The following is a 12,123-nucleotide window of genomic DNA, read 5'->3' as shown; positions in this document are numbered from 1 at the left end:
GAGGCAAGAATGACTGACCTGATGAAATGGTTTGATAACCGCCGCTCCCCCATCGATGTCATCGAACGGCTTTTCGAGGGTGACCTGGGGTCCTCCGCCATCAGGGTCGAAGAGATGGTGGACGGCAACACGCTGGTGGTGCGGGCAGAGCTGCCCGGCATCGATCCGGAGAAGGACGTGGACGTGACGGTTACGGACGGTGTCCTGACCATCAAGGGAGAACGGCAGGAAAAGAAGGAACACAAGGAGAAGGACAGCTACCGGTCCGAGTTCCGCTACGGTTCCTTCGTCCGGCGGATCCCCCTCCCCACCGGGGTGAAACAAGACGACGTAACGGCTGCATACAAGGACGGGGTCCTTGAAGTGCGGGCTCCCATGCCGGAGCAGGTGCAGGCAACCGGGGCGTCCAAGATCCCCATTACCAGGGGCTGAGCAGAGTCACGGTACGACGACGGTGCCTGGCTTCCGGGGAGACTGTCCCCTGGGGTGCCAGGCACTTTCCTGTGGCCGCCAGGGCAGTACGCGGGGACACGCAGTATGCCTTGGGCAGCGGGTCAGACGGCTTGTTCGTTGGCAGCCCGCGCCTCTGCTGCCGCAATAACCGGAAGCGTCCGCACGTACGTGTCCGGGTTCAGGGACACCGAATCGATCCCCTGGCTGACCAGGAACTCCGCAAGGTCCGGATGGTTGCTGGGCCCTTGTCCACAGATGCCGATCTTGATGCCGGCGGCATGGGCCTTGCTGATCGCCTGGGCAATCATGGACATTACTGCCGGATCCCGCTCATCGAACAACCCGGCTAGTTCCTCCGAATCGCGGTCCACCCCCAGGACCAGCTGGGTGAGGTCGTTGGAACCGATGGAAAAACCGTCAAAACGCTTGGCGAATTCCTCTGCCAGGACCACGTTGGATGGGATCTCACACATCATGTAGAGCTGGAGCCCTTCGGCGCCGCGGACCAGCCCGTGCTCTTCCATGGCCTGGATGACCTGGTCCGCTTCCCGCACGGTGCGGCAGAAGGGGACCATGACAATCACGTTGCCGAACCCGGCCTGCTCCCGGACGCGTTTGAGGGCCTTGCACTCCAGCGCGAATCCTTCCCGGTAGGCGTTGCTGTAGTAGCGGGAGGCGCCGCGGAACCCCAGCATGGGGTTTTCCTCGGGACGTTCGAAAGCGCTGCCGCCGATCAGGTGGCTGTACTCGTTGCTCTTGAAGTCGCTCAACCGGACGATCACCGGTTTGGGATGGAAGGGGGCGGCGATCTTGGCGATCCCCGTGGCCAGCACGTCGATGAAGTACTCCTGCGGGTCCTGGTAGCCGCTGGTGAGCTGCCGGATGAGCGCGGCCTCCTGGGGGTCTGACACCCGTTCCGGATGGACCAGGGCCATGGGGTGGATGCGGATCAGGTTGTTGATGATGAACTCCATCCGGGCCAGGCCTACGCCGTCCGCAGGCAGCCGCCACCACTTGAACGCGGCGGCCGGGCTGGCGATGTTGATCATCACGTCCGTGCGGGTGGCCGGGAGGGCGTGCATGTCCACGTCCTCCACGGAGAACTCCAGCAGCCCTTCGTAGACGCGGCCCTCTTCGCCTTCCGCGCAGGACAGGGTGACCTGGCCGCCGTCGGGAAGGACCTCTGTGGCGTTGCGCGTTCCCACCACTGCGGGCACGCCCAGTTCGCGGCTGACAATGGCGGCGTGGCTGGTTGTGCCGCCGTGGTCCGTGATGATGCCCGCGGCCCGCTTCATGACGGGAACCCAGTCCGGGTCCGTCATCCGGGTGACCAGCACGGAGCCGTCCACGAATGATTCGATGTCCTTGGCATCCCGCACCACGCACGCCTGGCCGCGCGCGACCGAATCTCCGATGGCGGCGCCGGTGACCAGGACCTTCCCGGGCCCTGCAAGGTGGTAGGTCCGGAAAGTTGATGTGCTCCGGCGGGCCTGGACGGTCTCCGGCCGTGCCTGCACCATGAAGAGTTCGCCGGTGACCCCGTCCTTGGCCCACTCCATATCCATGGGCCGGCCGTAATGTTCCTCCACCGCGACGGCCCAGCGGGCCAACAGGACAATCTCGCGGTCATCCAGTACCCGTGAGCTCTGCTCCCGCCCGGTCGTCTCCACCATCATGGTCCTGGCATCGCCACCGCGGCTGTACACCATTTTGCGTTCCTTGGCACCGACTTGCCGCTCGATCACGGGGCTGAAGCGCCGGTCTGCAAGGAGCGGCTTGAACACCTGGTACTTGTCCGGGTTGATGGTGCCCTGGACCACCGTCTCCCCCAGCCCCCAGGCGGCGCTGATGACCACCACGCCGGGAAAGCCGGACTCCGTGTCGATCGAAAACATCACCCCTGATGCGCCAAGGTCCGAGCGGACCATGCGCTGCACTCCAACGGACAGGGCAACGTCGAGGTGGTCGTAACCCTTCATTTCGCGGTAGCTGATGGCACGGTCCGTGAACAGGGAGGCGTAGCAGCGCCGGCACGCCTCCAGGACCGCGCGCTCCCCGGCCACGTTCAGGAAGGTTTCCTGCTGGCCGGCGAAACTGGCGTCCGGGAGGTCCTCGGCCGTGGCACTGCTGCGGACCGCAACGGCCACTTGGTCTTGCCCGGTGCGCTGGCAGAGGGCCCGGTAGTGCTCCTGGATGTCGGCAGTGATGTCCGCCGGGAAGGTGGCCTGCAGGAACAGTTCGCGGATCGCCGCCCCGGCCTGCCGAAGTGTTGCTGCCCCGGCGCGGTGGTCCTCCATGTGCTTCCTGATCCGGGGCTCCAGGCTGTTGGCAGCAAGGAAAGCGCGGTAGGCGGTGGCCGTGGTGGCGAACCCTTCCGGAACCCGGACTCCTGCCGGCTGCAGCGCACGGCTCAACTCCCCCAAGGAGGCGTTCTTTCCCCCTACGGAGGGGATGTCCGCGATCCCGGTTTCTTCAAGCCATTTGACGCTGACATCGGCCAGGGACGTTTCTGCAGCGGCGGTCATGGCTCGATTCTGGCCTTGGTGGCGCCGGGGCAGGCAGAGTCTTTGGTCCTAGCTCCGCCGCAGGCGCGCCCGGGCCGCTTTGTGGATCCAGTCTGCAAGAAGGACAGCGGGGGCCGCGAGAAGTGCCAGGAGGAAGCCCAGGGGAGGCGGCGGGGCCTGGCCCAACAGCGTTGCAAGGTAGGGCAGGAACAGGCACATCGCAAGGATGGCCAGTTCCGCAAGAACTGCCCATACCAGAAGCCGGTTGGTACCCCATCCCAGCTTCCAGGGCGGCACGGTGGCGCTCCGGCAGGCAAAGGCGTTGGCCAGCTGTCCCAGGACCACGGCGGTAAAGGCGGCGCCGGAGGCAGCCATGAGGAGCCCGGGCTGGGGAACCTGCCCCCGGATCCACCCGCCGGCAGCGAGGACAACGGAGAAGACGGCCATTTCCATGGCGGCCTCCGTGGGACCCAGGATGCAGAAGACACGGATGATCAGTTGCCGGTCCATCAGGTGCCGGCGTTCGGGCGGACGCGCCAAAACACGCCGGCCGGGCGGTTCGGCGCCAAGGGCCAGCGCGGGCAGCAGGTCGGTGCCAATGTCCAGGGCAAGGATTTGAAGGACACCGAGGGCAAGCGGGAAGTGGCCGCCGGAGAGCGCCCAGATGACAAAGGGAGTCAGCTCCGCCACGTTGTCGGTGAGATGGTAGGTGAGGAACCGGTGGATGTTGGCGTAGGTTGCCCTTCCTTGTTCGATGGCTGCCACGATGGTGGCGAAATGGTCGTCCAGGAGGACCAAATCCGCGGCCTCCCGCGCCACGTCAGTTCCGCTCCGCCCCATGGCCACGCCGATGTCGGCTTCGCGAAGGGCCGGGCCATCGTTGACGCCGTCGCCGGTCATGGCCACCACATGCCCACGGGCCTGCAGCGCCTTGGCCACGCGGAGCTTCTGTTCGGGCGAGACCCTGCTGACCACCACTCCGTCACGGTCCAGGAGTGCGCCGAGTATTTGCTCGTCCGCCGGAAGGTCTGCGCCTTCCAACACGTATTCAGGCGTTCCGGCAAGGCCGATCTGCCGGGCGATCGCTGCCGCCGTGGCAGGGTGGTCGCCGGTGATCATGGCGACCTTCAGGCCCGCCTGCCGCGCCGTTCGGATGACGTTGCCCACATCCGGCCGGGGCGGATCCTGCAGTCCGATCAGGCCCAGGAGTTCCATGTCCGTTTCAAGTTCTGCGGCAGGGCTGGTCTGCCATGTTTCGGATGCTCCCGCGAGACGCCGCCGTGCCACCGCAATGACGCGCAGGCCACGCGTTGCCATCACCTCTACCTGTTCCTTGACCTGACCCGGCACGGATTCGCACAGTGGGAGCACGGTTTCGGGGGCACCCTTGCAAAACAGCTCGGGCCCCACAAGGGCAGACTCCCTGCGCCGCACCGGATCGAACGGCAGCCGGCGCGATGCCGCGGGCCCGGACCCGGCGCCTGTCAGCCGGCGGGCCAGCACGTCCACGGCAGCTTCCATCGGGTCACCCTGTGCACGCCACTGTCCATCGTGCAGCTCGGCCCTGCCCTGTGAAGCGGTGCGGGCGGCGAGCGCCGCCTGGGCCGCCCTGGCCGTTCCCCGGCCCTCGATGTGCGCGTCCGGGTCATACCCCTGGCCCGTCACGTGGACGGTCCCTTCCAGGGTGAAGACCTCGACGGCGTTCATTCGGTTCTGAGTCAGGGTCCCGGTTTTGTCGGTGCAGATGAAGGTGGTTGAGCCCAGGGTTTCCACGGCTTCGAGGTTGCGGACCAGGCCGTTGCGGGACGCCATGCGCTGGGCACCCATGGCCAGGGACAGCGTGACAGTGGGCAGGAGCCCTTCCGGGACCAGGGCCACGGCCACGCCGATCGAGAACAGGAAGGAATCCCGCCACTGAAAGCCCACCAGCAGCGACGCCAGGAAGAAGACCGCTGCGATACCCAGCGCCATGCCCGCAGTGACGCGGACAATCCGCCGCAGTTCCAGGGACAGCGGCGTAGGGGGAGGAACCGCTCCGCTGGTGAGGGCGGCAATTCCGGCCAGCCTGGTCCTGGCTCCCGTGGCGGACACGGCGGCCTCTCCGTAGCCGTTAACCAGGAAGGTACCGCCCCACGCCGCGTCACCTGCGGCTTTCGGCACTGGCTCGCTTTCGCCCGTCAGCATGGATTCATCCATTTCGCAGGCCGATGCTGACAGCAGGACCATGTCTGCAGGCACACGGTCACCGGCACTGAGCAGCACCACGTCGTCAACCACCAGCTCGCTGGCGTGGACCTTGCGCGCCGTCCCGTCCCGCCGCACCACCACGTCGGCGGGCAGCAGGCCGCGCAGCCTTGCGGCGGCATGCTGGGCGCGTTCCTGCTGGATGTGGGCGAACACCCCGTTGACAATGACGACGACGATGATCGCCACGGCCAGCTGCGGCATGTCCGCAACGAATGCCAGCGCGGCGGCGCACCACAGCATGAGGGCGAAGAAGTGCGTCATCTCCCCCCACAGCTTTCGCCATTGCGGGACGGGTTTCTCTGCCGGGAGCTGGTTGGGGCCCGCCTGCTTCAGGAGTTGCGCTGCCCGTTCGGAGCTCAGGCCCTCCGCAGTCCTCACACAGCGTCCGCCTCCTGGCCCACCAGGAGCACCGGGCAGGTGGAGTGGGCCGCGCATGCCTTGCTCACCGATCCCATGGACGACTTAAGCAGGCCGCCTTCGCCATGCCTTCCAACAACCAGCATCTGCGCGCGGCGGCTCTCCTCCACCAGCACTTTCGCCGGGGGGCCGAACTTGATGGTCACGTCGATGTTTTCGGGCCGTTCCCCGGAGAAGGCCCGGCCCAGGGCATCTTCGACCAGGCGCCCGGCGGCGTCCTCAAGCCTGGCGGTGAACTGCCGGTCCGCCCCTTCCAGGCGGGACATCACCAGGTAGTCCGGCATTCCGACGCATGAAATGACTTCCAGCCGCGTGCCCAGGCGGGCTGCCAGCGTGCCCGCATAGCGCAGGGCTGCGGAGGAGTATTCGGATCCGTCCACACCTACAATGACGGGTTTGGCCCCTGTTTCTGCGTTCATGGACACCACAATCCCGGCTGCGGGCGGCGCTGGGAAGGGCCAAAAGTCATGCCCGGCGGCCACACCACCTCCCGCTCCGGGCAGGCCTGGCGGAAGGAAGCCGGCATCAACCGCGTTGCCGTGCCTCGTCCGCTCCGCGCAATGCCCTGAGTCCGTTCAGGATGGTGGCCAGGTCAACCACCTCCTGCAGGAGGGCACCGGCAACAGCGGGAATGAAACCCGTCATGGCGATGGCCATCAGGATGAGGCTGAGCCCGATCCCAGTCCAGATACTTACCAGGGCCACAGCCACGGTCCGCTTTCCAATGGCCACGGCCAGGGCCACCTTGGACAGGTCATCGAGCATGATCACCACGTCCGCGGACTCGCTGGCCGCGGTGGCCCCCTTGGCACCCATCGCGATCCCAACGTCGGCGGCGGCAAGGACCGGGGCATCGTTGACGCCGTCACCCACCATCAGGACGGGTCGTTCCAGGATGGCCGCAACCGTGTTGACCTTGTCCTCCGGAAGGCATTCGGCCTGGACGTGGCTCATTCCCGCTTCCTCGGCGATGTGGGCAGCCGTCGCGTGGGCATCACCGGTCAGCAGCATGGTGTTCCGCACGCCCAGCCTGTGCATGCGCGCCAGGGTGTCCACGGCGTTGCGGCGCAACGGGTCCTTCATGATCAGTGCACCCGCGTACTCGCCGTTGACCGCCACGTGGACTGCCAACTGGCCACTCTGGACTGCTGCTTCCCGGTATCCGCTGGCCGAACTGCGGATCAGGGCGGCTTTTCCCACCACCACCTGCTGGCCGTCGCAGACAGCTTCAACCCCGTGCGTGGCGTTTTCGGTCGCCTGCTGCACCTGCAGCAGTTCAATGTTCGCTGCCTTGGCGGCTTCGATCACGGATGCTGCCAGCACGTGGGAGGAATACTGCTCGGCGGAGGCCGCCAGCTGCAGGATCTTCCGGCTGCCAAGGGCTTCCCCCGGGCCCGGCGCCACCTGGATCCCGTCCAGGACCGGGCGGCCGGAGGTGAGTGTTCCAGTCTTGTCGAACACAGCTGTCTGCGCCTTGGCAAGCTGCTCCAGGCTTCTGGTGTTCTTGATGATGATGCCCTTGTGGGCGGCCTGGCTGGTTCCAGCCAGGAATGCCACCGGCGCTGCGATCAGGAGCGGGCACGGGGTGGCCACCACCAGCACCTGGGCAAAGCGGAGCGGCTCACCTGACAGGAACCAGCCGGCCCCGGCCATGGCCAGGGCGAGGAGGGTAAAGGGAACCGCGTAGCGGTCAGCGAGCCGGACTACCGGCGCACGGCTGTTGGACGCTTCCTCCACCAGGGCGATGATCCGGCTGTACTGGGAGTCAGCCGCGGTGGCCGCCGCCCGCATGCGGATGGCGGCCACGCCGTTCACCGAACCACTCAGCAGCAGCTCCCCCTTGCTACGCTCCACCGGCAGGCTCTCCCCCGTCAGCGATGATTCGTCCATGCTTGCTGAATCGGACAGGAGTTCGCCGTCAACAGGTACCAGCTCGGAGGGGCGGACCACCAGCACGTCCCCGGGCACCACCTCGCCTATCGGGGTGTCCTCCAGGACTGTGTCGGCACTTTCCCTGTGGGCAAAGCGGGGAGCCCGGTCCAGCAGGGACCGCAATTCACGCGCGGCGCGTCCCTGGGCAAAGTTTTCCAGTGCCTCCCCGCCGGTGAGCATCAGGATCACCACCAGGGCCGCGAGGTACTCACCCACGGCCACCGTGCTTGCAACCGCCATCAGGGCCAGCAGGTCGATGCCCCAGCGTCCCTCCCGCAATGACCGGACCATGCCGGCCGCCCGCGCCACCACGATGATGGCAGCGTAGGCCGAGGCGAGCACGCGGACCTGCAGTTCCAGCCCAAACTGCAGCAGCACCAGGGCGGCAAGGAGTACCAGGCAGGTCAGCGCGACGACGGGATACCGCCGGAGGAAGCCCCACACCTTCTGCACGGGCGAGCCGACGCGTTCCTCGACCTCAACGTTGCCGGCGGTTGCCGCAGGCGGGACGGCCTGCTTTCTCATTCAGGACACTTTCAACATGGGCGGTAGCGGTCCTCACACATAAAACTGAAGCTATCCTGATGCCGGCAGTACGGCTAGGGCATTAGGCCCCGGCCGGCGGCATGACCTTTGGCCCTGCCCCGCCGGCGGCCCCGGGAGCATGGTTGAGGGGCAACATGCCGCCTATCCGGACCGGGAGCCTCCATGAAAGCCGTCGTCCTCTATGACTCCGCGTATGGAAACACCGAGACCATCGCCGAGGCGATGGCATCGCGCCTGGGGCGGGACGCGGCCGCTGTTCACGTTGACGGTTTTGATGCCGACGCCCTGCAGCCGGGTGACCTGCTCGTCGTCGGCAGCCCCATCAACGGCTGGAAGCCGACTGCCCGGATCACCGAAACGCTGGCAGACCTTGGGCGCCGGGGACTGGCCGGGGTGAAGGCAGCAGCCTTCGATACGAGGGTGAAGCTGTTCATCCACGGCGACGCTGCCAGGAAGATGACGAAGGCACTGACGGAGGCAGGTGCCAGCATCGTTGGCGGACCCATGGCTTTCTACGTCAAAGGCAGCGAGGGCCCGCTGGTCGACGGTGAGGCCGAGCGGGCGGCAGCCTGGGCCGCCGGACTTGCGGCCGGGGCGGGCAACGGTACTGCATAGGCGGGGACGCTGTTACTTTGCAGCCGTGGACGGTAGAGCGGTTCTTCGCCGGCGCTCCGGACGCCCTTGGGCTCTACCAGGCAGCGGAGCGGATGGCGGCGGAGCTGGGCCCCCATGAGGTCCGGGTCGGAAAGAGCCAAATCTCGTTCCGCCGGCGCCGGGGCTACGCCTACCTGTGGCGGCCCGGGGTCTACGTGAATTCCCCGGTTCCGCTGGTCCTATCCCTCGCGCTGCCGCGGAACCTGGGCTCGCCGCGCTTCAAGCAGGTCGTCCACCCGGCGAAAGGAACCTGGATGCACCATCTGGAGCTCACGGACAGTTCCCAACTCGATGCCGAGGTCCGCGGTTGGCTGCTCGAAGCGTATGAGGCTGCGGCCTGACTGGCATGCCCTTTAGAGTCCTATGGCCCTTTCACGTTGGCCGCGGGATGGCAAGGCTGGGGGCATGACTGAAAATGGCCAGCAGCCGCGAAAGATCCATGTCACCGAACAACCCGTCGCCGTGGTCCGTGAACGGGTTCCCATGGACGCTCTGACGAGCTTCTTCAGCCGGGCCTTCGGTGCGGTGATGGCCGCGGTGCAAACGCAGGGCGTCAGCCCGGCAGGACCGCCGTTCGCGCTTTACCACGGCATTCCCGGCGCCACGGTGGACGTCGAAGCCGGGTTCCCCGTCGCCGGGAACTTCCAGGGAACAGGCGAGGTGGCCCGCGGCGCGCTTCCCGATACTGACGCGTTCGAGGCCGTCCACACGGGCCCTTACGACACCCTCGGCAGCACGTACGATGCCATCCGCGAACGGATGGAAGCCGAGGGCGCTGCCCCTGCCGACACCATGTGGGAGTACTACCTGACCGATCCGGAGCAGCAGCCGGATCCGGCCACGTGGCAGACCAGGGTCATCTGGCCGGTGGACTGAGTCCGCCAGGGTTTCGGCCGCCCCGGGGCCTGGTCCTGCATTATCTTCCGGGGCCGCGACTGAAGGTGAGGTCCCAGGGCTGCACGCCGCGGCTGGTTTCGGACCACCCGTCGCGGGCCAGCTCCCGGCGGAGCTGGCTGAGGCTGGCCTGCATGCCGGGAGCCCACGCCTCTTCGGGAGGTGTCGGGTTCAGCGGCGGACCGGGAAACGTATCGCTGGCATAGAGCCGGCGTCCGTCCCCGGTCCTGGCCACAAACTGCAGTTGCGTCCGCCCGTACTGTGAGCCCAGCGTGTACAGGATCCGCGCCCACCACTTGCGCGATGCGGCGTCCTCCAGCTCTATCCGGAGCCGCTCCTCGGGACCGGGACCTGCGGATCCGGGAGCTGGTTTGCCTGGGCGGCCAGGTCGAGGTGCATCTGTCGTCATGTCGTCCTCCGGGAACCGCAACCATCGTGAACTACCCAGTCTTCCGCGGCCCGGCTTAATGGGACAGGGCCCTTCGGCACCGAGCTTCGGGGCATCCTGCCATCGGTAGCATCCCCGGAGCCGGCGATCAGGGTCTTTGGTCCCTAATAGCACGCCGCGGTCCTCTGAGATGGTGGTCTGGGCCGGAAGCACCACGCTGGGGTTGTGCATCCGGGTTTGCCGCGCCCGGTGTCGGCCGGCATGCAGCCTCATCAACGGAGGCGGGACGCTAGAGGAGAGCAAGGCTTATGGCAGGTACGTTCGAACTGTTTGTCGATGAAGATTCACAGATCCGGTTCCGGCTTGTGATGCCTGATGGACACGTACTGGCGGTATCCGGACAATTCGCGGACAAACGGGCGGCGGCCGCGGCCATCGAAGAGGTACGGGAATGTGCGGGAACCGGCCTGATCCGGGACATACCTTCACCGCCGCCGAACGTTGCCCGCAGCACCATCCCGCACGCGCGGCACGCGGTCCGGCGCGGGCCGCACAGGCTTGGCTCCCTGGGCGCCGCCTAGGGTGGAGGACGGCGGCGGCCAAAGCCCCGGTCATCAGAAGCTCGAGGAACTGCCCGAACCGGAGAAGCTTCCGCCGCTGCTGCCGTACCCTGTGGTGCTGCCGCCGCCCCTGGCGGAATTGACGCTGCTGACGCCCGTATTGAAGCCGGAGTTGAAGGTAGCCACGGAGAAAAACTGGTACGACGGGTACACCGTGCCCAGGATGCTCGGCTCATAGCTCCGCCGCCTGCGGTGGTCCAGGCCCTCGTGGGCCGTCTGCATCTGCTCGCGCATCAGCCGTGCCTCGCGCTCATTCCTGGCGAATCCCTGAATGACTGTTTCCGCATGGTTCTCCAGCAGCTCCGAGAGCCGCGACCGCGCCTCGTAGAGCCGGTCCAGCGCCTCTTCCGGCGTGATCCGGCCATCTGCCAGTTCCGAGGTCCAGCGTTCAATGTTCCGCAGGCTTTCGTCGCGGAAGGAACGAAGCGCCGAGGCGGTGGCCGAGTCCCCCTGCCCGTGGCGCTTGGCCAGGAGTTGCTCAAGGCCGGCCAGGTCCTTGCGGAACGGGGCAAGCTGCCGGTCCCAGGCGGTAGGCCATGTGTCGGCACGGTTCAACAGGGCGTTGCTGTCGGCGATGACATCATCCAGGGCATCCAGCTCGGCGGCGCTGTCCGCGAACTGGCGGGCAAGCTTGAGGTTTTTCCGCCTGCTGAGGGACCGTTTGGCCAGGGCGTGCACCTGGTTGGAGAGTTCCGTGGCGGCGGCATAGCGGGTCAGGAAGGTGCGGTGCTTCTCCAGGACCCTGCTGCCGTAGCGGGATGATTCGGGGATGGTGCCGGCGTTCAGTTCCGTGACGTCCAGGTCCATGCTGACGTTGGAGTAGCTCCGGTCCCCCCGTTCGATTTGTTTGCGGCAGGCAGCCCTGGTCGCCGCGCGCACAATCAACCACGCCGCTGCCCCAAGGGCCGCAAGTCCCCCGGTGACCCAGGCGGTGATCAGGAATGCGGCGGACCGGTACCAGGGCTGGTTGATGAGTTCGGCGGCACGGCGAATGCCGGCCACAGTACCGTCGGTCCACTGCGCGTCCCGGAACAGGTCCTTTGAGGCCTCCTGGATGTCGCTGCGCTGCTCGAGCGACACTTTCCGGTCCTCCCCCATATAGGTGCCCACGTGGCGGCCCACCGGGTCGAGCGCGAAAATGAACAGTCCATCGGCCCACTTCTGTCCGTCGGCGCTGATCCACTCAGGGTGCCTGGAGCGTGCGAACCTCAGGACCTCTTCATTGAGGTTGTCCTCAGCCTTTCCGTTGTAGGTAAAGACAGCAACACGGGTGGGCTCGTAAAACTGGATCCGTTCGACGGCGGGGACCAGCGTATTCCGGTCAAGCACCCCCGCTGTGTCCTCCACGATGACGGCTGACGGGGACACGGCATCACTTGGGGCCGCAACCCCCAGCAGGGAGGCGGCCAGGACAAGCATGATCACCCCAATACGGCGCACTAGGGTGCCCATATGCCTCCCCGCTTCC

General features: G+C 66.6%; 11 protein-coding genes. 5 read left to right on the top strand and 6 right to left on the bottom strand.

The window, feature by feature from the left end; genetic code table 11:
• The first annotated feature begins 9 nt into the window (after nt 1-9).
• Nucleotides 10-432 (top strand): Hsp20/alpha crystallin family protein, encoded by a 423-nt coding sequence (locus AC3ANU_RS11470; protein ID WP_018769391.1) that lies wholly within the window; start codon nt 10-12, stop codon nt 430-432.
• Nucleotides 433-554: 122 nt separating this feature from the next.
• Here the strand turns inward: AC3ANU_RS11470 and ppsA are convergent, their stop codons facing one another.
• The 4 genes from ppsA to AC3ANU_RS11450 all read right to left on the bottom strand — a co-directional run bounded on the left by ppsA (nt 555) and on the right by AC3ANU_RS11450 (nt 8,078).
• Entirely contained in the window at nt 555-2,978 is a 2,424-nt protein-coding gene (gene ppsA / locus AC3ANU_RS11465; RefSeq protein WP_018769392.1) for a phosphoenolpyruvate synthase, read from the bottom strand.
• A 48-nt stretch (nt 2,979-3,026) separates the two neighbouring features.
• The gene (locus AC3ANU_RS11460) at nt 3,027-5,582 is read right to left on the bottom strand and encodes a cation-translocating P-type ATPase (protein ID WP_488314554.1); all 2,556 of its coding nucleotides are present in this window, start codon (nt 5,580-5,582) and stop codon (nt 3,027-3,029) included.
• Nucleotides 5,579-6,040, bottom strand: coding sequence for a universal stress protein (locus AC3ANU_RS11455; RefSeq protein WP_026265787.1), 462 nt, complete (start codon nt 6,038-6,040; stop codon nt 5,579-5,581). Before AC3ANU_RS11455 ends, AC3ANU_RS11460 begins: the two co-directional genes overlap by 4 nt.
• A gap of 106 nt (nt 6,041-6,146) precedes the next feature.
• Nucleotides 6,147-8,078, bottom strand: coding sequence for a heavy metal translocating P-type ATPase (locus AC3ANU_RS11450; protein ID WP_488314553.1), 1,932 nt, complete (start codon nt 8,076-8,078; stop codon nt 6,147-6,149).
• Between the two features lie 183 nt (nt 8,079-8,261).
• Between AC3ANU_RS11450 and AC3ANU_RS11445 the strand changes: the two genes are divergently transcribed.
• From AC3ANU_RS11445 to AC3ANU_RS11435, 3 genes are all read left to right on the top strand, one after another.
• Nucleotides 8,262-8,714, top strand: a complete 453-nt coding sequence (locus AC3ANU_RS11445) for a flavodoxin family protein (protein WP_488314552.1) — start codon at nt 8,262-8,264, stop codon at nt 8,712-8,714.
• Nucleotides 8,715-8,731: 17 nt separating this feature from the next.
• Nucleotides 8,732-9,094: a DUF5655 domain-containing protein gene (locus AC3ANU_RS11440; protein WP_018769397.1), complete on the top strand. Its 363-nt coding sequence runs from the start codon at nt 8,732-8,734 to the stop codon at nt 9,092-9,094.
• A gap of 64 nt (nt 9,095-9,158) precedes the next feature.
• Entirely contained in the window at nt 9,159-9,629 is a 471-nt protein-coding gene (locus tag AC3ANU_RS11435) for a GyrI-like domain-containing protein (RefSeq protein WP_018769398.1), read from the top strand.
• A 40-nt stretch (nt 9,630-9,669) separates the two neighbouring features.
• On the opposite strand, the gene AC3ANU_RS11430 is transcribed toward AC3ANU_RS11435, so the two are convergent.
• Nucleotides 9,670-10,056: a hypothetical protein gene (locus tag AC3ANU_RS11430; RefSeq protein WP_018769399.1), complete on the bottom strand. Its 387-nt coding sequence runs from the start codon at nt 10,054-10,056 to the stop codon at nt 9,670-9,672.
• A gap of 287 nt (nt 10,057-10,343) precedes the next feature.
• Here AC3ANU_RS11430 and AC3ANU_RS11425 point away from each other — a divergent pair, with 287 nt between their 5' ends.
• Complete coding sequence (locus AC3ANU_RS11425) at nt 10,344-10,616, top strand: YegP family protein (RefSeq protein WP_018769400.1); 273 nt, start codon at nt 10,344-10,346, stop codon at nt 10,614-10,616.
• Between the two features lie 33 nt (nt 10,617-10,649).
• On the opposite strand, the gene AC3ANU_RS11420 is transcribed toward AC3ANU_RS11425, so the two are convergent.
• On the bottom strand, nt 10,650-12,107 hold the full coding sequence (locus AC3ANU_RS11420) for a DUF5129 domain-containing protein (RefSeq protein WP_488314551.1): 1,458 nt from the start codon (nt 12,105-12,107) through the stop codon (nt 10,650-10,652).
• Nucleotides 12,108-12,123 lie beyond the last annotated feature (16 nt).

Source organism: Arthrobacter sp. SDR-2R (assembly GCF_057747955.1).
The sequence above is the reverse complement of the archived record's forward strand: the minus strand, read 5'-3'. Positions and strand labels throughout refer to the sequence as shown.